The 22,524-nt window shown below is 43.1% G+C and carries 21 protein-coding genes; 10 read left to right on the top strand and 11 right to left on the bottom strand.

The features are described 5' to 3' along the window. Window positions 1–125 precede the first annotated feature (125 nt). Both lptB and EAH55_RS22000 read left to right on the top strand, forming a co-directional pair. Entirely contained in the window at window positions 126–866 is a 741-nt protein-coding gene (lptB, locus tag EAH55_RS22005; protein ID WP_112572569.1) for an LPS export ABC transporter ATP-binding protein, read from the top strand. 6 nt (window positions 867–872) lie between these two features. Beyond that, window positions 873–2,393 (top strand): GH3 auxin-responsive promoter family protein, encoded by a 1,521-nt coding sequence (locus EAH55_RS22000; protein ID WP_121811544.1) that lies wholly within the window; start codon window positions 873–875, stop codon window positions 2,391–2,393. Between the two features lie 189 nt (window positions 2,394–2,582). Here EAH55_RS22000 and folP read toward each other — a convergent pair whose 3' ends face one another. Then, on the bottom strand, window positions 2,583–3,455 hold the full coding sequence (gene folP / locus EAH55_RS21995) for a dihydropteroate synthase (protein ID WP_121811543.1): 873 nt from the start codon (window positions 3,453–3,455) through the stop codon (window positions 2,583–2,585). 183 nt (window positions 3,456–3,638) lie between these two features. Between folP and EAH55_RS21990 the strand changes: the two genes are divergently transcribed. From EAH55_RS21990 to EAH55_RS21975, 4 genes are read left to right on the top strand one after another with little or no spacing between them, the layout of a single operon-like run. Next, entirely contained in the window at window positions 3,639–4,130 is a 492-nt protein-coding gene (locus EAH55_RS21990; RefSeq protein ID WP_112572565.1) for a DUF1599 domain-containing protein, read from the top strand. A gap of 5 nt (window positions 4,131–4,135) precedes the next feature. Beyond that, entirely contained in the window at window positions 4,136–5,302 is a 1,167-nt protein-coding gene (locus EAH55_RS21985) for a BT_3928 family protein (RefSeq protein WP_121811542.1), read from the top strand. A 1-nt stretch (window position 5,303) separates the two neighbouring features. Then, a complete protein-coding gene (locus EAH55_RS21980; protein ID WP_121811541.1) occupies window positions 5,304–6,362 on the top strand; it encodes an ABC transporter permease in 1,059 nt (352 codons plus the stop codon). A gap of 10 nt (window positions 6,363–6,372) precedes the next feature. Beyond that, complete coding sequence (locus EAH55_RS21975) at window positions 6,373–6,882, top strand: shikimate kinase (RefSeq protein ID WP_121811540.1); 510 nt, start codon at window positions 6,373–6,375, stop codon at window positions 6,880–6,882. Here the strand turns inward: EAH55_RS21975 and EAH55_RS21970 are convergent. The 6 genes from EAH55_RS21970 to creD form a co-directional block, all read right to left on the bottom strand. Then, the gene (locus tag EAH55_RS21970; RefSeq protein WP_114936509.1) at window positions 6,869–7,174 is read right to left on the bottom strand and encodes a hypothetical protein; all 306 of its coding nucleotides are present in this window, start codon (window positions 7,172–7,174) and stop codon (window positions 6,869–6,871) included. The two genes, EAH55_RS21975 and EAH55_RS21970, sit on opposite strands and share 14 nt — an antisense overlap. Then, window positions 7,167–7,403: a hypothetical protein gene (locus EAH55_RS21965; protein ID WP_121811539.1), complete on the bottom strand. Its 237-nt coding sequence runs from the start codon at window positions 7,401–7,403 to the stop codon at window positions 7,167–7,169. Before EAH55_RS21965 ends, EAH55_RS21970 begins: the two co-directional genes overlap by 8 nt. A 31-nt stretch (window positions 7,404–7,434) precedes the next feature. Beyond that, on the bottom strand, window positions 7,435–7,947 hold the full coding sequence (locus EAH55_RS21960) for a phosphoribosyltransferase family protein (protein ID WP_121811538.1): 513 nt from the start codon (window positions 7,945–7,947) through the stop codon (window positions 7,435–7,437). An 85-nt stretch (window positions 7,948–8,032) separates the two neighbouring features. Continuing rightward, window positions 8,033–8,428, bottom strand: coding sequence for a hypothetical protein (locus tag EAH55_RS21955; protein ID WP_121811537.1), 396 nt, complete (start codon window positions 8,426–8,428; stop codon window positions 8,033–8,035). 132 nt (window positions 8,429–8,560) lie between these two features. After that, entirely contained in the window at window positions 8,561–9,973 is a 1,413-nt protein-coding gene (rlmD, locus tag EAH55_RS21950; RefSeq protein ID WP_121811536.1) for a 23S rRNA (uracil(1939)-C(5))-methyltransferase RlmD, read from the bottom strand. A gap of 543 nt (window positions 9,974–10,516) precedes the next feature. Continuing rightward, the gene (gene creD, locus EAH55_RS21945; protein WP_121811535.1) at window positions 10,517–11,851 is read right to left on the bottom strand and encodes a cell envelope integrity protein CreD; all 1,335 of its coding nucleotides are present in this window, start codon (window positions 11,849–11,851) and stop codon (window positions 10,517–10,519) included. Between the two features lie 181 nt (window positions 11,852–12,032). Here creD and EAH55_RS21940 point away from each other — a divergent pair, with 181 nt between their 5' ends. Then, window positions 12,033–12,473: a hypothetical protein gene (locus tag EAH55_RS21940; RefSeq protein ID WP_121811534.1), complete on the top strand. Its 441-nt coding sequence runs from the start codon at window positions 12,033–12,035 to the stop codon at window positions 12,471–12,473. On the opposite strand, the gene EAH55_RS21935 is transcribed toward EAH55_RS21940, so the two are convergent. From EAH55_RS21935 to kbl, 4 genes are all read right to left on the bottom strand, one after another. Further along, the gene (locus tag EAH55_RS21935) at window positions 12,470–13,051 is read right to left on the bottom strand and encodes a TetR/AcrR family transcriptional regulator (protein WP_091220479.1); all 582 of its coding nucleotides are present in this window, start codon (window positions 13,049–13,051) and stop codon (window positions 12,470–12,472) included. The genes EAH55_RS21940 and EAH55_RS21935 overlap by 4 nt on opposite strands. Continuing rightward, on the bottom strand, window positions 13,051–13,464 hold the full coding sequence (locus EAH55_RS21930; RefSeq protein ID WP_121811533.1) for a Rieske (2Fe-2S) protein: 414 nt from the start codon (window positions 13,462–13,464) through the stop codon (window positions 13,051–13,053). Before EAH55_RS21930 ends, EAH55_RS21935 begins: the two co-directional genes overlap by 1 nt. Next, window positions 13,461–14,495, bottom strand: a complete 1,035-nt coding sequence (pheS, locus tag EAH55_RS21925) for a phenylalanine--tRNA ligase subunit alpha (protein WP_208644903.1) — start codon at window positions 14,493–14,495, stop codon at window positions 13,461–13,463. Before pheS ends, EAH55_RS21930 begins: the two co-directional genes overlap by 4 nt. 102 nt (window positions 14,496–14,597) lie before the next feature. Next, window positions 14,598–15,788 (bottom strand): glycine C-acetyltransferase, encoded by a 1,191-nt coding sequence (gene kbl, locus EAH55_RS21920; protein ID WP_121811532.1) that lies wholly within the window; start codon window positions 15,786–15,788, stop codon window positions 14,598–14,600. Window positions 15,789–15,918: 130 nt separating this feature from the next. On the opposite strand from kbl, the gene EAH55_RS21915 reads away from it, so the two are divergent. From EAH55_RS21915 to EAH55_RS21905, 3 genes are all read left to right on the top strand, one after another. Beyond that, the gene (locus tag EAH55_RS21915; protein WP_121811531.1) at window positions 15,919–18,399 is read left to right on the top strand and encodes a DUF5686 and carboxypeptidase regulatory-like domain-containing protein; all 2,481 of its coding nucleotides are present in this window, start codon (window positions 15,919–15,921) and stop codon (window positions 18,397–18,399) included. Between the two features lie 168 nt (window positions 18,400–18,567). Continuing rightward, complete coding sequence (trhO, locus tag EAH55_RS21910) at window positions 18,568–19,524, top strand: oxygen-dependent tRNA uridine(34) hydroxylase TrhO (RefSeq protein ID WP_121811748.1); 957 nt, start codon at window positions 18,568–18,570, stop codon at window positions 19,522–19,524. A gap of 102 nt (window positions 19,525–19,626) precedes the next feature. Next, complete coding sequence (locus EAH55_RS21905) at window positions 19,627–22,521, top strand: triple tyrosine motif-containing protein (protein ID WP_121811530.1); 2,895 nt, start codon at window positions 19,627–19,629, stop codon at window positions 22,519–22,521. Window positions 22,522–22,524: the final 3 nt, after the last annotated feature.

Below are 22,524 nucleotides of genomic sequence, written 5' to 3'. Positions count from 1 at the left end.
ATAGTTGATGGATCATGGTTCATAGCCGTAAGTCTTAATCAACGGAATCAGCGAAATCAAAAAGCTATCAACGGTCAAATATCAGGGTAATCCATGAATCCCATAAATCATGGTTCAGACAAAAAATGATACTAAGAGCAGATAATTTAGTTAAAAAATACAAGCAGCGTACCGTTGTAAACGATGTATCGTTTGATGTGGCGCAGGGTGAAATTGTTGGTTTGCTTGGGCCTAATGGTGCCGGTAAAACAACTTCCTTTTACATGATAGTGGGTTTGATAAAGCCTAATGAGGGCAGTATCCACCTGGATAACCAAGACATAACCCAGGATCCGATGTACCGTCGCGCCCAAAAGGGGATAGGTTACCTGGCACAGGAGGCTTCGGTATTCCGTAAACTTTCGGTGGAGGACAATATTAAGGCTGTACTGGAAATGGGCGACATGCCCAAGGATAAGCAAAAAGATAAGCTGGAAGAATTGATAGACGAGTTCAGTTTGCATAAAGTACGCAGAAACAGGGGCGACCTCCTATCGGGCGGTGAACGTCGTCGTACGGAGATTGCCCGTGCTTTAGCCGCCGAGCCTAACTTTATCCTGCTTGATGAACCTTTTGCCGGGGTAGACCCGATAGCGGTAGAAGAGATCCAGTCGATGGTGGTTAAATTGCGTACCCGTAATATTGGTATCTTGATAACCGACCACAACGTGCAGGAAACATTGTCGATTACCGACCGCGCGTACCTGCTTTTTGAAGGTAAAATATTAGAGTCGGGATTTCCTGAGGTATTGGCTGAGAATGAAATGGTGAGGAAAGTGTATCTTGGGGCTAACTTTGTACTTAAAAGAAAGGTTTTTCCTCAATAACAGCCTATGACCCTCTTTAACTCCGTATTTACCTGGTTCATGAAAAAGCGGATCCACCAGATTGAGCTTTTCATGAAATATCCGAATGAAGTGCAGGAAGAATGGTTTGAGCAACTGGTGTCGGTTGCCGAAAATACCGAGTGGGGTAAAAAATACCATTATAAAAGTATTGAAAACCTGAGCCAGTTTAAGGAGCGGGTCCCTATACAAAACTACGATACTTTAAAGCCCTTTATTGAGCGGATGCTGAAGGGCGAAAAAAACGTGTTGTGGCCGTCGGAGATTCGCTGGTTTGCCAAATCATCGGGAACTACGAGCGACAGGAGCAAATTTATCCCGGTAAGTGAGGAGGCGCTTGAAGAATGCCACTTTAAAGGAGGTAAGGACTTGCTTACCATTTATTTTAATAACCAGCCCAATCCTCGCATGTTTACGGGGAAGATCTTGACGCTTGGAGGCAGTCACCAGATCAGTCAGCTGAGCGCGGATACTTCATTCGGTGATCTTTCGGCGGTGATCATGAAAAATCTGCCTATGTGGGCCGAGTTTCACCGTACGCCGCATTTAGATATAGCCCTACTCGAAAACTTTGAGGAAAAGATTGAAAAGATTGCCCATGCTACCAAGGATGTGAACGTTACCAGCATCAGCGGCGTACCTACCTGGAACCTGGTGCTGTTTAAACGCATATTGGAGATAGCGGGTAAAAAGAACCTGCTTGAAGTATGGCCCAACCTGGAGATGTACTTTCATGGCGCGGTTAACTTTACGCCTTACCGCGAGCAGTTTAAAAAGCTGATCCCAAACGAGGAAATGTATTACCTCGAAAATTATAACGCTTCCGAAGGTTTCTTCGGGATACAGGATACCAAAGAGCCTGGCGATATGCTGCTCATGCTCGACTATGGTATTTTTTACGAGTTTCTACCACTCGAACACCTGCACGACGAGAACCCTGAAACCCTCACCCTGGATGAGGTGGAACTAAATAAAAATTACGCGCTCATCATATCAACCAACGCGGGCCTGTGGCGGTACATGATAGGAGATACCATCAAGTTTTCATCGCTTGCGCCTTTCAGGATCCAGATCACCGGCCGCACAAAGCATTTTATTAATGCATTTGGCGAGGAAGTGATCATTGATAATGCCGAACGTGCTTTGGAAGAGGCCTGTACGCAAACAGGTGCCATTATCAGAGAATATACCGCTGCCCCGGTTTATTTTAATGGGGATGATTGCGGTGCCCACGAATGGATCATTGAGTTTGAAAAGAAACCTGCCGAGTTTGAACGTTTTGTCGACCTGCTTGATGAAACCCTGCGCCGTATCAACTCCGACTATGATGCCAAACGTTTTAAAGACCTTGCCTTGCGCCGGCCAATGGTGCGCCGCGCACCCGATGGTACTTTTTTTAATTGGATGCGGGAAAAAGGAAAGCTGGGCGGTCAGCATAAGGTGCCTCGCCTGGCTAATGACAGGGAGTATGTTGACGCTATTTTGAAGATGATGGAGCTGGTGGGGTAGATGTAGTTGGAGGCAGGAAAGATATAAAAAAGTTGCGGGAGAAATAAATAAAAATCATGTCATTGCGAGCGTAGCGTGGCAATCGCACGGAAGTATATCCGCCCTGTATAGCATGCGATTGCCGCGTCGCGTCCGGGCTCATTTCCGTTTCGCTCCTCGCAATGACATGGTTTTATTAAATGTCAGTTGTTATTGTCCAGCTTCTGGCGGTCCCTCAACCGCCTCCCAAACCTTTACCGCTTCTACAGCTTCCTTAACATCATGCACCCTCAAAATACTGGTTCCTTTCATCAACGCGATAGTATTTAAAGCTGTTGTGCCATTCAATGCCTCTTCAGCTGTATTATTTAACAAGCCATAGATCATCCTTTTGCGGGAGATACCCGTAAGTACAGGTAAGCCCAGTAAATCAAACTCATTCATACGGCTCATTAAGGCATAGCTGTGCTCTGCTTTTTTGGCAAAGCCAAAGCCAGGATCAAGGATTACATCGTGAACGCCAAGCCGTTTTAGCTCACCACATTTGGATACAAAATAATCGAATACCTCGCTAAATACATCATCGTAATCGGCAATTTGGTTCATGGTTTGCGGGGTGCCTTTCATGTGCATCAGGATATAGGGCACATTTAAGCTGGCAGCGGTGGTAAACATATCACTATCAAGCATGCCGCCCGAAATATCGTTAATGATATGCGCACCTTCTTTAATCGCAGCTTCGGCAACGCCCGCGCGAAAAGTATCTATCGACATAATGGCTTCCGGGAATTGGGCGGCAATGGCCTCAACAACGGGTAACAGCCTGTCCGTTTCTTCCTGTGCTGAAATATCAACTGCTCCGGGGCGTGATGAATATGCTCCGATATCCAAAAATGTGGCGCCATCGCTCAGCATTTTTTGCGCCTGAAGTAAGGCCTCATCAATACCGGGTTTGCGGCTGTCGGCAAAAAACGAATCGGGGGTGATATTGATGATGCCCATCACCTTTGGCGATGACAGATCGATTAGTTTGCCGCCGGCATTGATAGTAACTTTTTTACGGAAAAATGTATTTTTAGTCACGGTTAGTTAAGTGTTGCAAAGTTATAATACGGCAAAGTTAACTAACTTTACAGGCGCAGGCTTCAAAACCTTCCAACATTTAAGCTTTACAACGTTACAACAAATAAAATACATCATCCTTTGAGTAATAAAGACACAGCAGCAGAATACGAAGGCGTAATTAATATATGTAAAGGCCTTTTCATGAAAAAGACCCGTGATTACGGTACCGCCTGGCGCATCCTTCGTCCGCAATCCATCACCGATCAGATTTTTATCAAAGCACAACGGATTCGCACCCTCGAAGAAAAGAAAATATCAAAAGTAGGGGATGATATTACCGGCGAATACATCGGCATTGTTAACTATTGCGTGATTGCCATGATGCAGCTGGAATGCGGCCCTGAAATGTCGACTGAACTTAACCCGGATCATGTAAGCGAAATGTTTGACGCGAAGGTAAACGAGACTAAAGAGCTAATGTTTGCCAAAAACCATGATTACGGCGAAGCCTGGCGCGATATGCGTATCAGTTCACTGACCGATCTGATACTGATGAAGCTGCTTCGTGTGAAACAGATAGAAGATAATAAAGGCCTTACCGAGGCATCGGAGGGCGTGAAAGCTAATTACCAGGATATGCTGAATTATGCTGTTTTCGCGCTCATCAAGCTTAATGTACACCTGGGCAAATAAGGCTTATGAAAAAAACATCATCAAACAGCGCCGTTATATGGATTCCCCGCTTATTGGTGGGCTTACTGTTTATATTTTCGGGACTGATCAAGGCTAATGATCCGCTTGGTTTTTCGTACAAGCTGGTAGAATACTTTGAGGTTTTTCATATGACGTTCCTGAACGGCCTGGCGCTTACTATGGCTATTGTGCTGTGCGCGCTTGAAATGCTGCTGGGTTTTGCCCTGCTTATTGGGGCACGTGCCGTTAAGGTGGCCTGGGGATTGTTGTTGCTGATCATCTTTTTCGGCTTCTTGACTTTTTACTCTGCATTTTTTAAAGTGGTGCAAACCTGTGGTTGTTTTGGTGATGCTATTCCGTTAACGCCATGGCAATCGTTCAGTAAGGATATGGTGTTGTTGGCTTTGGTGCTGATATTGTTTGTTAAACGTAAGCAGATTACGCCTTTGTTTAACGCAAAAGTTGGCGATAAATGGTTAATCTGTGCTGCAATTGTTTCGATAGGGTTTGGTGTGTACACCTACAACTTTTCGCCGATTATTGATTTTCTGCCATATAAAATAGGCGCTAACCTGCCCGATGAAATGAAGATTCCGCCGGGTGCCCCGCTTGATGAATTTGAGTTGACCTATCACCTCAAAAACAAAAAAACAGGTGCTACCAAGGTGATGAATGATAAGGAATACCTTAAATCTAATATCTGGAAAGATGCCAACTGGGAAGTGATCGGCGATCCGGAAAATCGCCTGGTGAAAAAAGGATATGAACCAAAGATCCGTGACCTGGCTATCCAGGATGCACAACGGAACGATTATACTAAAGAATTACTTTCGAGCCCCTTCTATAGCCTGTTCATAGTAGCCTATGACCTGAGCGAAACGGATAAAGATGCCATCAACCGGTTAAACGCGCTGGCCATCAATCTTACCGATAATTATAATATCCGTACCATATTGCTTACTTCAAACTCGGCTGCTGATGCAAAAGCTTTCGCGAAGGAGCACAAACTGATCAGCGAGGTATTTTATGCAGATGGTGTTCCGCTGAAATCAATGGTGCGTTCAAACCCGGGTGTTTTGCTGATTAAGAATGGTACCGTGGTTAATAAATGGCATTATCATTCGGTACCTAAATATGAGGATATCGTAAAACAGTACCTGCAGAAACAATAAAATGATTCCCTACCTGCTCCGAAAATTAGTATACGGACTGGCAGTAATGCTGGGGGTAGTGGTTGTTGTTTTTTTTCTGTTCAATATCCTGCCTGTCGACCCGGCCCGCATGACCCAGGGGCAGCGTGCCGATGTGCAGTCATTGCAGGCTGTACGTAAAGAGTTTGGGTTGGATAAACCCGTGCCCGTGCAGTTTGCGTATTATCTGAATGATCTTTCGCCTTTAGGGATCCATCTTAATACGGCTGACGAGCAACAGCGCTACGGCTATGTAAAACTGTTCCCGGTAAGCAAAAGCAAAGTGTTAGCGCTGAAATGGCCTTACCTGAGGCGTTCATACCAAAACCGTAAGGATGTGGCTTCATTGCTGATGGATGTGATCCCCAATACGTTGGTGCTTGCCGCGGCTGCCATGATCTTCGCTATCATTATCGGGGTGTTTTTAGGTGTAGCGAGCGCGGTAAATAAAGATACCTGGATTGATAAACTGGCGCTGAGTTTTTCGACATTAGGTATATCGGCTCCGTCCTTTTTTGCGGGGATCATCATAGCCTGGATATTTGGTTTTGTGCTGAGCAATTATACACATCTCAACATGTCGGGTAGTTTGTATAGCTATGATCCTTTTAAAGGCGAAGTGATCACGTTAAAAAATCTTGTACTGCCAGTCATTACTTTGGGCTTGCGGCCACTGGCTATTATTGTACAGCTTACCCGTAATGCCATGCTTGATGTTTTAGGTCAGGATTATATTCGTACGGCAAAAGCCAAGGGATTAAGTAACCGGACAATCATTTATCGCCACGCGCTAAAAAATGCCATGAACCCGGTTATTACTGCCATTGCCAACTGGTTTGCATCGTTATTGGCAGGTTCGTTTTTTGTGGAATACATTTTTGGTTACAACGGATTAGGTAAAGCGACTGTTGATGCGCTGGAAATGTCGGATTTTCCGGTGGTGATGGGCTCTATATTGTTTATCGCGTTTATATTTGTAGTGATCAGTATCCTGGTGGATGTAATTTATGTTTGGATAGACCCGCGGGTAAAATTAAGCTGAAGAAATTTTTATGAAATACTTTGTTGTGGGCTTTATGGGCTGTGGCAAAACAACCTGGAGCCGCAAACTGGCCGCCAAATGGGGCTATGAATTTATTGATCTTGATCATGTGCTTGAAGCCAAAGCAGGCATGAGTATAGCCGAATATTTTTCATCTTTTGGCGAAGACGCTTTCCGTAAACTGGAATCGCAGGTACTGAAAGAAACCGATTACCCTGAAAATATAGTAGTATCAACAGGGGGAGGCTTGCCCTGCTTTTTTGATAATATGGACTGGATGAAAGCTAACGGCAAAACGCTGTATATTAAACTATCACCTAAAACCTTAGCCGACAGGTTGGAGAACAGCAAAACTATTCGCCCGGTATTGCAAGGAAAAAAAGGCGATGAACTGGTTGAATTTATAACCGGCAAACTGGCCGAACGTGAGGATTTTTATCTGCAGGCAACAAATATTGTTGAAGGGATAGATATGTCGGTTGAGAAGCTGGAAGAAGCGTTGGGTGTTAAGGCCATTTAGTATCACTCATCCGATTATCTAATATCGCTACAACTGAGATTTTATTTTTGGAAGTTGTGTAAAATACAGAAAGCTGTTTACTTAAAACCGCTCTGTGTACTTTGCTATTAATAGCACTTTTAGGATAGAGTTGAGGGAACTTTACAATAATGTTCTCAAATATTTCTAATAACTCATAAAATTTATTCACCTCTTTTTGCGTGAATTTATATAGGAGGTATGCTTTAATTGTTTCAGCGTTTGCAAATGCACGAGTTGTGAAAAATACTGTTGGCAAAGTGTCTTTAGCCATTTTTTAGCTTAGTCCAAAATTCTGTTGAAGACATAACACGACCATTTTCTGCATCATTAACGCCTTCATTTATATTCTGCTTTTGAGCATCTGTTAATTGCTCCCACCAATCTTTGTCCGACTTAGAACTTCTAATGCCTTCTAAAAAAGTAAGCATATTTGAGTCTGAAAGCTGCTCAATCCATGCTATAAGGTTTGATTTTGTTTTATTTAATTCAGCTACCGACATGATATATTTGTTTTATACGAATTTAATTATTCTACCTCAAATAAACCGCATCCTCTTCTGCATCTTCCTCTTGAAGCACTACATCAACATGCTCTTTGATAACGGTTGAAAGGGCTACGCCGGCAAAGTCGGTAGTGATAGGGAAACTTTTGTGGTTACGGTCAACTAAAACAGCGGTGCGAAGTTTTTTTAACGGTACATCTAAAAATACGCCAAAGCCATAAGCAAGGGTTTTGCCGCTGTTCAATACGTCATCAACAAGTATCACTACTTTATTACTGCATTCTTCTACCTCAAAATCAATACTGGCGCTTAGGCTGCTGCTTTGTTTTTCAAGTTCGATAGTCAATATGCGGCTTTTAAAGGGTGCAATGCCATCAAGTATGGTTTTCAGGCGTTCGGCAATGTGGTTACCGCGGGGCAGGATACCAGCTATCAGTATTTCATCCTCTTCAAAATTATCCTCCAGTATCTGGTAGGCCATCCTATCAAGCTTTTGCTGGATCTGTTGCTTATTTAATATGAGAAGCTTTTTATCAGGCATGTTATTGTTGTAACGTTGGCTAAACAGTGGTAAATATACAAGTAAGGCTCATACAAGCAACCCCACAGTTTTTAACTTTCAATAATTATTTCGAGTAAGGGAAAAACACAAAGTTTGCACCCTCGGGTACCACCACAAATACGCACATGTACTGATACGGATCTTTGTAGCTATTGACAAAACGTTCCTTTAATACAGGTTTTATAACGTCACGTTCTACAAACTCTTCCAGCGTTGAAGCATGAATGCTCCATTCGGAGTTTAAGTCGTGGCGGTCAAGTATCAATTCGCCTAAGCTTAGTTCATGCTGGTGGGCAATAAAAATAGGGTAAGAGGAAAGGCCTTCATTGATGATCTCTTCGGCTACCTCTTTAATTGATTCATTAAAATATTTTAGGTCGCGCTCCAAACTTATCAGCGGACTATCCGCCGCCGGTTTATTGCGTTCGTTACTTTCGTTAAGCAGTTCTTCAGGGTTCATGACCGTTGATTTTTATTTTTGGGGATTACACCGATTTTGACCGTTGATGATTTTTGATTTCGTTGATTGCGCTGATCAAGGCTTTTTGCTATGAACTATGATCCATGAACCATTTGCTAAAAAACTAATCTCTTATCTCCAATCTCTCAAAACCAGCAACACCACATTCTCCACGTGCTGGGTATGCGGAAACATATCTACCGGCTGAATTTTAACCGTATCGTATTTCTCTTTCAATACCAGCAAATCACGGGCTTGAGTGGCAGCATTACAGCTTACGTATACAATTTTAGGCGCTTCAATTTCCATGAGGCGGGCAACTACATCCGGGTGCATGCCTGCACGAGGGGGATCGGTGATGATCACGTCTGGCTTGCCATGTTCGGCTACGAAATCGGCTACCAGCACATCTTTCATATCGCCCGCGTAGAATTTGGTATTGGTGATATTGTTAATGGCCGAGTTTACTTTTGCATCTTCAATGGCAGTTGGTACATATTCAACACCAACAACCTCACGTACGTGACCGGCAACAAAGTTAGCAATGGTGCCTGCACCGGTGTAAAGGTCATATACCAGTTCATCGCCTTTGAAACCTGCAAAATCACGGGTTATTTCATATAGGCGTAGTGCCTGTACCGAGTTGGTTTGATAAAATGACTTAGGACCTATGCGGAACTTGATGCCATTCATTTCTTCGTGGATATATTCAGGACCTTTAAAGGCTATAACATCCTGATCAAATATGGTATCGTTCTTTTTCTGATTTACGATGTACAGCAATGAGGTGATCTCCGGAAAACGGGCATCAACGTGGCTCATCAACTTATCAATCTCACTTTGCTCGGCATAAGCGAAAACTACAATTACCATGATCTCGCCCGTTGATGAGGTGCGTACAACCAAATTACGGAGCATACCGCTGTGATTACGCAAATCGTAATAAGTATAACCTTGCTGAACGGTGAAATCACGGATCTCGTTACGCAGACTGTTGGATGGTTCGGCTTGCAGATAGCAATGGTTTACATCTAATATTTTATCAAAACGGCCGGGGATATGGAAACCCAGAGCGTTCATGTTCAGCGTGCCATCTTCCTTGTTTTCGCCATCGTAAAGCCAGCGTTTGTTGGAGAAGGTAAATTCGAGTTTATTGCGGTAATACCTGTCGGCAGGAGAGGGAACGATAGGCATAATGCCCTCAACGTTGATCTTAGCCAAACGACTTAATGCATCAACAACCGATTTTTGTTTGAATTTAAGCTGTGCCTCGTAGGTCATGTGCTGCCATTTGCAGCCACCGCAGGTACCAAAATGCTCACAAAAAGCAGTGGTGCGGTATTCAGAAGCTTGTTTTAATTCGGTGATCTTACCTTCGCCGAAGTTTTTCTTACTACGGTACACTTGTACATCGGCAATATCGCCGGGTACGGCCTTATCTACAAAAAGTACAAAATCATCGGCTTTGCCTACACCTTTGCCTTCTTCGGCAATATCAATGATCTGTACGTTCTCAAAAAACTTTGGTTTGTTAGCTTTACTCATCAGGCTGCAAAGTTAACCCTATTTATTTAATCCTGAAAATGGGAGGGGAGGCCGTTAATCGGTTTTAAATTCAACGAAATATACGAGGCACCTACGGAGCCCGAAAATCCGACTTGCTTTTACTATAAACACGCAACTCCGCTGGAGTTGTAAACATTAGATGAGTGACTCCAGCGGAGTCCCGTGTTTATAGCTTGGATAAACGCAACATCGGGGGCTCCGTAGGTGCCTCGTTCTAAAAGCGAATCGCCCGGGGAAGCGCAAAAGATACCCGGTCGCCTTTAAAAGGCGTCAACATGTCGAAGTAAGATTGTTAAGCAAAAAGGCTTAGCAGATAATTAACCACGTTGTCGTCAACATCAATATCTTCTATTTCAAATTGCTCATCAATCAGGTCGGAAAGTTCTGTTAGTTCGCGGCTCATAAAATAAAAAATTACTATGCTAACATAGTAATTTTTAAACTAAAAACCAAAATAGTATAAGGTATATTTATTAACCGACAAAGAATACTGAATCCTCTGCCGGTTAGCTTATGCAATGCTTAATTCTTATCCCAGTTTATTTTGCGCGAAAAATACATCAGCACTGCTATAATGATAAACAGGGCGATACTGCCAACCATCAAAGCAAGGTCTTCTAACTGGATAATAACAAAGATGAACGCGTAAAACACGGCCAAAATAAAAGCGAATAGCAAGGCCGCCCTGCTGTTTTTTAACAGGGAGGAAATAAATACGGATATCAGCGCTATTGTTGATACAGAGGCTGTGAGGTAAGCCATGTTATAACCAACCTGCTCCGAAAAGGATAGCAGCAGGGTATAGTAAATGACCATAGCGGCGCCAATCAATATATAATTGAACATATGTATCGGCTGCTTGCGGATAATCTCCGTTAAAAATAAAGAGATAAAGGTGAGCAGTATGATGAATATGGCATACTTGCTGGTACGCATGGTTTTCTGGTATTGATCAACCGGAAGGCGAAGTTTTACGCCAAAAGTAGCGTTTGCAAGTTTCTTGTCGTTATCCAATGTTTTTTGCGGACCGGCCCATTGCTGGGGAAAAGGCCTGTTGTAATACATCATTCGCCAGCCGGCGCTGAAACCGCCGGTATCAATTTTACGCTCGTCGGGCAGGTGGTTTCCGTCAAAGCTGGGGCTGCTCCAGTTGCCATTTACCTGCACATCGGTAGTTTTGCCAAGTTGCAGGAAGCTTAAACCTTCGCTACCTTTTAAATCAAGCGTGTAATCAAAAGGAATTTCATTATCGTTTACAGATGAAAGATCAACAGGGGCCTGCAAACCGTTGCCAAATACAGATTCAAACGAGGGCTCGGTGTTAAGTATAGGTTGATTTGTTTTGATAACCGGGTTGCTTTTTAAACCTTTCAGATCGCTTACACTAAACTCAAATCTGGCTTTATTTAAAAGAAGCTGATTTGTATTGATGCCCAATGATGAAAGATTAAGTTTGGCAAAACTACCACTCACTTTTACCTGGGTATTGTATACTGCTACATCAAAAATACCCCGGTGTAGGACCTGAGTTGCAAGGCCCGCCTTGATGTGCAGATTATCGGGTAGTATGTACAGGTTTTCGACAGGTGCCTGCTTAGTGGTGTCAGTTATGTTTATTCCTTTTTTATAAGGGATAACTAACACCGGGCCTTTAATGATCTGGCTGGCCGACCAGCTGTCTGATACCTCTTTGGCCATTTCATCCTGCCTGCTGGTGCGTTCGGTTACAAGGTTTTGGATGAAGGCCGAAGGGATTAACAATAAAAGCGCCAATACCCCGATAAAGATCAATTTAAAAGTCGCCGACTCCTTGAGCCAGTCTGTTGTTGTTTGTTTTGGAAATTGTTCCCCGATCATGATTGTTTAGATATAAAGTACTTTGTTTTTCAAAGTTATTGTTTAAAAAGATAGGCTTGGTTAAGCCCGTGACAAATATGTATAAAGCACTTTGTATTTCAAAGTAAATGATAAATTTTTGTATGGTGAGTTCAGTACTTTGATAATATCAGATTATTATTTTTTGATAGTTTTATCATTAATGAAAAAGACAGATGAATACATGTTGAATCGAATTAAATGGAAAGCCGTCAAGCATGGATTTCCTAAGAGATCAAATGGTTACACATTTTTCTTCGATGAGCTTCCTGAATCAATAAAAAGATATTTAAAATCTAATCTTAATGAAGATTTAAGCGGCATACCTGTGATTTTCTTTACCAAACCCTCAAATCAATGGACTTTGCTTTGCACAAAACGTGTTGTGGGTTACTCAGGGGAAAATGTGTTCGGCCTCAATTTTCAGGATATATCTGAAATTGAGACCTATCCATTTCAGATAACGAAGAAGAATAAGTTAGAATGGGATGAATTGACAATATCAGATAAACAAAACAATAGGTATGTATTCCACACATATGATGGTTATGCACATAATTTGTTGCACAATGCCTTGTTAATGTGCTGCCAATTAAACGCTTAAACCGAAACCGCAGCCTTCACCAGATAAGGCAGGATCTCTTTCTGAAAAGAAACAAAATTTTTCCTCACGTCCGAATCGCTTACCGAGGTAAAAGCGAAACTGAACACGATGCTTTTGCTGCATTTGATCAGAAAGCGTAAGCGTTGCTGATAAGTTTCGTGTTTGCGGATACCGGGCAACTGGATAAACGATGCCATCAACAGTTCTTCCAGCTCGTTAGATAGGTTCTTTAAAAAATCCTGGGAGTTGGTTGATTCGCGGATGAAATCCCAGCCGATAAACTCATTACAAACGGTGTAGGAGAGGCGGCAGGTTTTCATGATGAGGTTGTTGAGATAAGCCTCTTCATCAATATCGTTTGAATTGACCTGTACCAGGTCGTCAACACTGGCTTTAATATAGTCCATAAGCAGCACGTGTAACACGGCTTCTTTGCTATCGAAGTATTTATAGATAGTTGCCTTGGCTATTTTAGCCTTTTTTGCAATCTCATTAACACTGGTTTTATGGTACCCGAATTTGCGGAAAAGTTCCTGTGCTGCCCGCTTAATACTATCTTTTATTTTATCGGCTTCCATTAATTAGTTACTTGAATTTCAAACTGGGTAACGGCTACCCTATATGACCTTAATGCTTTTGTTGCCGGAGCTTTTACCGGTGTGCCGTCTTCAAGGCTAAACTTTGAACCGCTGCAGGGATCGGTTACTGTAAAGCCTGTATTATCAATTGTTACCGCGCATTTTTTTTCGGGCTGGTAACTGCTGCACCTGTCGTACGCGGCATAAGTACCATTTACTTTACGGTAAATGATCAACCCGGCTACGCCATAGCCGTTAATAGCTACCGCCCCGCCCGAAACGTTAAGCGGGCTTAAAGCCGGTGTGCCTAATGCTGCCTGAAAGTTAACAGGTATGCTTGGTACGTTATCAGATGCCTTTCCGCACGAAAAGCAACTGATAACTACCAGTAATATTATTGTGAGTTTCCTCATAACATTTCAGTTTGGAACTGTTTCAGGAAGCGCACGTCGTTTTCTGAGAACAGGCGCAAATCGCGGATCACATATTTAAGGTTGGCAATACGTTCCATACCCATACCAAAGGCAAAGCCTGTGTATTTTTTACTGTCGATACCGCAGTTTTCCAAAACGTTAGGATCAACCATGCCGCAGCCTAAAATCTCTACCCAACCACTGTGCTTACACATGTTACAGCCGGCACCACCGCAAATGGTACATGAAATGTCCATTTCGGCCGATGGTTCGGTGAATGGGAAGTATGACGGACGGAAACGTACCCTCGTACCTTCGCCGTAAAGCTCCTGCACAAAGTGGTAAAGGGTTTGTTTCAGATCTGAGAAAGATACATTCTCGTCAACATATAAACCTTCAACCTGGTGAAAAAAGCAATGCGCACGGGCCGAAATAGCCTCGTTACGGTAAACCCTGCCGGGCATAATAGCGCGGAACGGCGGTTTACCTGCTTCCATCATGCGTACCTGTACCGATGAGGTGTGGGTACGCAGGGCAATATCGTCTTTACCATTATTCTTTTTAATGAAGAAGGTATCCTGCATATCACGGGCCGGGTGCTCATCGGGGAAGTTCAGTGCCGAGAAGTTATGCCAGTCGTCTTCAATTTCCGGGCCTTCAGCAACAACGAAACCTAAACGCTTAAAAATGTCAATGATCTCGTTACGAACCAGTGATAGCGGGTGGCGTGATCCAACGGTGAAGCCATCGCCTGGTAAAGTAAGGTCAAGATCATTGCCTTTGCTTTGATCACCTGCGCCAATGTTTTCTTTCAGTTCGTTATACTTAGCCTCGGCCAGTTGTTTAAACTCGTTAAGTACCTTACCAAAGGTGCGTTTCTCTTCCGGGCTAACGCTTTTAAACTGCTCAAAAAGGTCTTTAATGATCCCCTTTGTGCCTAAAAACTTAATACGGAACGCTTCCAGTTCGTCGGCATTGGCTGGCGAAAAGGCGTTGATCTCGGCGGTATATTGGTCTATCTGAGCTTGCATTATAATGTATTGTTTGTAATTCTTTTTGTTGTCATCGCTGCTTCCTGGCCGGATTCAGAGATATATGAGTTGATCTTTACACGCAGGACGGCAAATATACGACTATTTAAGCACTCCTAACTCCTTACCAACCTTAGTAAACGCCGCGATAGCTTTATCCAGGTGGTGCATATCATGCGCTGCTGAGATCTGTACCCTGATCCTTGCTTTACCCTGAGGTACTACCGGGTAGTAAAAACCTATCACATAAATACCTTCATCAAGCATTTTTGCGGCAAACTCCTGGGCCAGCTTGGCATCATACAACATCACTGGGACTATAGGATGCACGCCAGGTTTAATGTCAAAGCCTGCTTCCGTCATTTTTTTACGGAAGTATTGCGTATTGGTTTCCAGTTTATCGCGTAATTCGGTGGTTTCGCTCAACATATCCAGCACTGCAATTGAAGCCCCTGTAATAGCAGGCGCTAATGTATTGGAAAAAAGGTACGGACGCGAGCGCTGGCGCAGCATATCAATGATCTCTTTGCGGCCAGAGGTAAAACCACCCGACGCGCCACCCAATGCTTTACCTAATGTACCGGTAATGATATCAATCCTTCCCATTACATTATGATGCTCATGTGTTCCGCGACCGCTTTTGCCCATAAAACCAGAGCAATGGCTTTCATCTATCATTACCAGCGCGTTGTATTTATCGGCCAGATCACAAATCTTATCCAGTTGAGCAATAGTGCCATCCATGCTGAAAGCACCATCGGTTACAATAATACGGTGACGAAGCTCCTGGGTAGCTTTTAACTTGTCTTCCAGGTCGGCCATATCATCGTGTTTATAACGATAGCGTTGTGCTTTGCACAGGCGCACACCGTCAATGATCGAGGCGTGGTTCAACTCGTCAGAGATAATAGCGTCCTGGTCGTTAAATAAAGGTTCAAACACACCACCGTTGGCATCAAATGCTGCGGCGTACAAAATGGTATCTTCGGTACCTAAAAATTCGGCAATCTTTTTCTCAAGTTCCTTGTGAATGTCCTGAGTACCACATATAAAACGTACAGACGACAAGCCATAGCCATGGGTGTCCATAGCATCTTTGGCAGCCTGAATAACTTTGGCATTACCTGATAAGCCAAGGTAATTGTTAGCGCAAAAATTAATTACTTCGGCACCGCTTTGTACGGTGATATCGGCACCCTGGGGCGAAGTAATGATCCGTTCCTTTTTGTATAACCCGGCATTTTCAATGTCGGTTAATTCCTGCTGTAAAACCGGCTGTAGTGTGTTGTACATAGTGTGCGTGTTTTAAAGGGTACAAAATTAAGCATTCGCAGGCACTTGATGGGGTTTATTAAACCTTAAATAATTATTAAGTACATAATAAAACATTTTTAAGCCATAAAGCATTACACATAAGTAACATATGAGAAAATATATACTACTATTAATCATTGCTTTCAGCGTAATAACAGCCTCTGCACAGCAATCCCTTTTAACAGGGAAGATAACCGACAAAAATGGACAGGTTATCCCTTTCGTTTCTATTTATATCCGCAACTCAACCTACGGCACCACAGCAAACGAAAATGGTGTTTATCAGCTTAAGCTTAACCCGGGTACTTATAATGTGATTTACCGCTACGTTGGTTATACCGAAAAAATTGAAGAGGTTACCATAGGCGATAATGCCCAGGAACATAACGTACAAATGGCAGATGAACAGTTTAGCACAGAACGAGTATCGGAAACTTACAGGAAAAATCGTGATGCCGCGGATACCATCATTAAGCAGGTAATTAAAAAACGCAAGTATTACATGGAAGAGGCCACCTCATTTTCATGCGCGGTTTATATTAAAGGTGTGCAAAAATTGCTGGGCGTGCCAAAATCACTGATAGGGCAGGAGGTGCAGCGAACACTTGATCTTGACTCCAATGGTCGCGGTATCCTTTATCAGTCCGAATCATTGTCCGAATATAACTTTCAAAAGCCCGATAAGATCAGGGAAATAACCATTGCCAATAGAATGGCCGGTCAGAACACAGCTTTCGGCTATAAAAAAGCATCTGATCTGCAGGCTAATTTTTACGAAAATGTTTTTACTATTCCCGGTTTAGCTTCAAGGGGCTTCGTATCGCCGGTAGCGGCTTATGGCCCGCGGTTTTACAATTATAAATTATTGGGGACTTCTGTCGAGAACGGGCATGCCATCGATAAGATCCGTATTACGCCTAAACACAGCCACGGGCAGTATTTTCAGGGCGATATTTATATTGTTGAAGGCGATTGGCGTATTTACAGCGTTGATTTTTTTATCGATAACAAAGTAAGTAACCTTAACCTGGTAGATACTTTAAATATCAGGCAGCAATACATTGCCATTACCGATAGTGTTTGGATGCCAGCCTCAACCCAGTATAACTTTAAGGGAGCGGTATTAGGCTTTAAGTTTGGCGGATACTACGCCGCTGTATACAACAACTATAAAATTAATCCCACCTTCCCGGATGGGTTTTTTACCGGCGAGATATTAAAGATTGATACTGTGGCAAACAGTAAAAAGCCCGAGTATTGGGAAAATGCACGCCCTATCCCTTTAACGGCTTATGAAACGCGCGATTATAAAAAGAAGGATGCGTTTGAAGAATACAAGAAAACCGATAGGTACATCGACTCATTACAGCATCATAAAAATCGTATCAATTACCCGGGATACCTAATTTTTGGCTATGCCGCAAGTAACAAAAGCGCCCGCGACTCGCTGTACATATTCCCTTTTATCCAAACTTTTTATTACAACACGGTTGAGGGTTTTGGTATCAACGCCAAGGTAAGTTATATTCGTACTTATGATGATTTTCATTCGCTTACTATAACGCCGGCGGTACGCTACGGCTTCTCTAACAAGATATTCAGCGCCAACGTGGCTACGGAATATCTGAATGATCCTTTCCATGCAGCTAAGTTTTATGCCGATTTCGGCAGCGATGTGCTTGATTTGAACAACGTGGGTACGCGTTCATTATATTTCAATACCTTGAGTACCTTGCTGAGCGAAAACAACTATGTAAAATATTACCGCAGCCATTACGGCGATTTTGGGTATCAGCGCGAAGTGGTAAACGGGGTTTTATTAAAAGGCGGGCTATCTTATTCAAGCCGTTCGCAATTGTATAATACATCATTTAGTAAGATAAAGGATATTAAAGATCGGGAGTTTACCTCCAATAACCCGCTGGCCCCTCCGGGTACCCCGGCCGATGACCATTCGTTCCTTTTTCCGGACAACCAGGCTTTGGTGTTTAACGCTTCAGCTTTATTTACGTTCGATCAGCGGTATGAAACCCGGCCAACCGGCAAGTTCAATCTGCCGTCCAGGTACCCCATGGTAAAAGTTAATTACCGTAAAGGTTTTAAGAATATCTTAGGCTCGGATGTGGATTATGACTTTGCCTCTGTTGATGTTTCGCAGGATCATATACAGGTTGGCTTGTCTGGTTATTCGTCGTTTAAAATATCAGGTGGCGGTTTTTTTAACAATAAAAAATTGTACTACATGGATTACAACCACTTTTTAGGTAACCAGGGTACAACATTCGACCCTACCTATGTGGGCAGCTTCCATTTCCTGCCGTTTTATACCTACAGCACCAACGGCGCGTTTTTAGAGGCACACTATCAACATAACTTTGCCGGATCGTTATTTAATCACATTCCTTTTTTACGCAAGGCCAAACTGGAAGAAATCATAGGCGCCAACTACCTCACCACAAAAAACAACCGCAATTACCGCGAGTTTTACATAGGTGTGCAGCGCCTCATCTTTCGTGTCGACTATGGTATCTCCTATGCCGGCAATCAAAAATACATCCAGGGCTTCAGGATATTTTACGGGATAAGATAAGGTGAAAGGATAAAGGCGAAAGGTAAAAGGTTTTTTTATCTAAACCAGAAAGTCGCAGCTACCTTTCGCCTTTAACCTTTTGCCTTTCACCTCATTTTGAGCTTTCAGCTCAAAAATGTATCTTTGCGCCGCTCATTTAACACTGTTTGCAGCAGTATCAATGATTTTATGGAAATGTATAATACCCTACTATACTATTGTTATTCAACAATAGCTAATGCGGAGCAATTTGCTGCCGATCATTTAAAATTTTGTAAAAGCTTAGGTTTAACCGGGCGCATTATTGTGGCGGACGAAGGACTTAACGGTACCGTTTCGGGTTCTGTTGAGGCTTGCAAAACCTATATGGATACCATACACGCCGACGAGCGTTTTGCCAAAACCGAGTTTAAGATCGACGAGGTAGATACTCCTTCGTTCGTGAAAATGCATGTGCGTTATAAATCAGAGATCGTACACTCAGGTCTGCGCGATCCTAACGTTATCGACCCTAAACAAAAAACCGGCATCCACCTGGAACCAAAAGAGTTTTTGGCGATGAAAGACAGGGACGATGTGGTTGTGCTTGATGTACGGTCAAATTACGAGCATTCATTAGGCAAATTCAAAAACGCGGTAACGCTTGATATCGATAACTTCCGCGACTTTCCGGATATGATCAACCAGCTTGCCCAGTACAAGGATAAAAAGATCCTGACTTACTGCACAGGTGGTATCAAATGCGAAAAAGCATCTGCCTTGTTGCTGCACGAAGGTTTCCCTGAAGTGTACCAGTTGCATGGCGGTATCATTAAATATGGTAAGGAAGCGGGCGGCGAGGACTTTGAAGGCAAATGTTATGTGTTTGATAATCGCCTTTCGGTAGATGTGAACAACGTTAACCCGGTTGTTATTTCAACCTGTTTCAATTGCGGTAAAACAACGCCAAAAATGATCAATTGCGCCAACCCTGAGTGCAATGAGCATTTTACCCAGTGCGATGAATGTGGCACCGCCATGGATGGCTGCTGCAGTGACGCTTGTAAAGAGCATCCGCGCAAACGTGTTTATGATGGCACCGGTTATTATGTAAAAGTTCCTCAGCCGGTTAACGTCAATAAAAGCAAACTACAGCCAATAGCATAATAGCTGTGGTACAATTAATTATACAAGGCTTACCCTTAAGGGTAGGCTTTTTTATTTTGTCGGGTACAAACACTACTTTAGTAAACTGAGCCGCTATATTTTATGCGTAAAACCCTGTGTATTATTATCGTTCTTGTTTTTATATCGGTTTGGCCGGCGTGGTCGTTAGATATTAAAAGTGTAGGTGTTCCTTACATTCAAAACTATACCAAGGCAACTTATCAGTTTGGTAATCAAAATTGGTCGGTAACGCGCGATGAGCATGATATCATGTACTTTGGCAACGCCGAAGGCCTGCTCTCCTTTGATGGCAAATACTGGCAGCAATACCACATGCCTAACGGCTTAATAGTGCGCTCGGTTAGTGCCGATGGCAAGGGCAGGGTATATGCCGGTGGCTATGGTGAATTTGGCTATTGGCATAATGATGGTAAAGGCATTTTAAAATATACCTCGCTAATTAACCTGGTACCTAAAAACTTTTTGCCGGTAACCGAAGAAATCTGGAAAATATATTGCGATAACAATAGGGTGCTTTTCCAATCATTTGGTGCCATTTACATTTATTCGGCGGGTAAAATAGAGGTGGTGAAAACGCGTGAGCCCTATTTGTTCCTTTTTAAAAGCGGTAACCGTTTTTTTGTAGAACAATTAACCAAAGGGCTTTTTGAGCTTAAAGGCTCAAAGACTGAATATATTGAAGGCAGCAATATTTTAGGCGCAAGTGGTGTGTTATCTATTTTGCCATTTCAACAGGGGAAATATCTCATCGGCACGGCAAAAAACGGTTTGTTTATTTACGATGGCAAAACGGTTAAACCCTGGGCCAACCAGGCTAATGATTTTTTAACAACTTACCAACTAAATAATGGTGCCGCCATCGCCGGTAGGTATTTCGCCTATGGTACTATTTTGAACGGTATCGTAATCATTGATACCACGGGGCGTGTAGTACAGCACATCAATAAGGCCAGCGGTATGCAAAACAATACCGTGTTAAGCTTATATACCGATGCCAGCCAAAACCTTTGGGCCGGATTGGATAACGGTATCGACAGAATTGAAGTTAACTCGCCTTTGTATTTTTATTTCGATAAAACGGGCAAATTCGGTACGGTTTATTCAAGCATCATTTTCGATAAGAAGATCTATCTCGGTACCAACCAGGGATTATTTTACAGCGATTGGCTGCCTGATAGCCATAACAGCCCCTTTCAAACGTTCGACTTTAAGCTCATTCCAGGTTCGCAGGGGCAGGTATGGGATTTGTCGCTGCAGGATAACAGGTTGCTTTGCGGCCATAATGACGGGACTTACCAGGTAAACGGAGCCTCCATAAAAAAGATCTCGGATATAACAGGCGGATGGAACATCAAGAAAATGGCACCCGATATGTTGATGCAGGGTACTTATACCGGCTTGGTGATCTACCGGAAAGACGCGGCGGGCAATTGGCAATACAGCCATAAATTGGCAGGTTTTAGTGAACCCTCGCGCTATGTTGAACGCGATGCCAAAGGCCAGATTTGGGTGAGCCACGCTTATAAAGGCATTTATAAACTCACTTTAAGCGCCGATCAGCGCACTGTGGTATCTCACGTTTATTATGATCAAAAACATGGCTTGCCGGGCAGCTACAACATTAACGTATTTGACCTTGATAACCGCACCGTTTTCTCGTCAGATTCGGGGTTTTATGTGTATGATGATATTACCGACCGTTTTTATAAATACCAGCAGCTTAACAGTAAGCTGGGCACGTTTGCAACCTCAAGCAAAATCATTAAGGCAATAGGTAAAAAATACTGGTTTATTAACCAGGGTAGGGTAGGCCTGGCCGATATGTCTGTTACCGGGAAGCTCACTATCGATACCAATAGGTTTTCTATCCTCAACGGGCAAATGGTACAGCATTATGAAACCATCAACCGCATTAATAACTCAACTTATTTGATAAGTGTTGATGACGGCTTTGTGATATTGAATGATGCCGATGCCCAACTGCCCAATATGGTCAAAATACCCAATGTGCTTATCCGCAGGATAGAGAATGTTACCGATAAAGTATCGTTAATAAGCGAAGCAGCGGAGGATAGTAATAACATTGAAATACCCTACGCCGAGAATAACATCCGCATAAGTTACTCTTTGCCCTATTACACGCAAGCCAAAATCAGGTTTCAGTATTATTTGGAAGGATACTCCCATCAATGGAGCGAATGGGCGCCGCAAAGCCAGAAGGAGTTTACCAACCTTAACCAGGGCACCTATAATTTCAAGGTGCGGGCTAAGATCAATGACCAATATCAGTCGGCTGTTTCAACAATAACCTTTACAGTATTGCCACCATGGTATGCCGGTAAATTAGCCATGGTGTTTTATGTGCTGCTGGCTGTATTGCTGTTTTATGTGATTAGGTATTACTACGGGCTTAAATTGAAAAAACATCAGCAGCAGATTCAGCAAAAACTACAGAAAGAGAAGGAAGAGTTTTTGAAACAGGAGGCTATAGCTAATGAGCAGCATATCGTCAATATAAAGAACGAACAGCTGCAGGCCGACCTGGCCAGCAAAAGCCGTGAGCTTGCCAATTCGGCCATGAACATAGTTTATAAAAATGAACTGCTGCAAAAGATAAGCGATGAGCTAACTCACCTGAAAGGAGGCGACGGTAAGAAGCTTGCCGACGAGCAGCTGCGCCGCATACAAAAAGTGATTGACGAGGGCATGAGTGACGATCGTGACTGGAATATTTTTGAAACCAGTTTTAACGAGGCCCATGAAAATTTCTTTAAAAAGCTAAAAGCTGGTCACCCGGACCTGGTGCCAAATGACCTTAAACTGTGCGCGTACCTGCGCATGAATATGAATAGCAAGGAGATCGCTTCACTGCTCAACATCTCGCTGCGCGGAGTCGAAATTCGTCGTTACAGGTTGCGCAAAAAGCTAAATCTGGAGCATGACAAGAACCTCACCGAGTTTCTCATCGAGCTTTAACAC

It is taken from the genome of Mucilaginibacter kameinonensis, from assembly GCF_003675385.1.
GTDB lineage: Bacteria > Bacteroidota > Bacteroidia > Sphingobacteriales > Sphingobacteriaceae > Mucilaginibacter > Mucilaginibacter kameinonensis.
The sequence above is the reverse complement of the archived record's forward strand: the minus strand, read 5'-3'. Positions and strand labels throughout refer to the sequence as shown.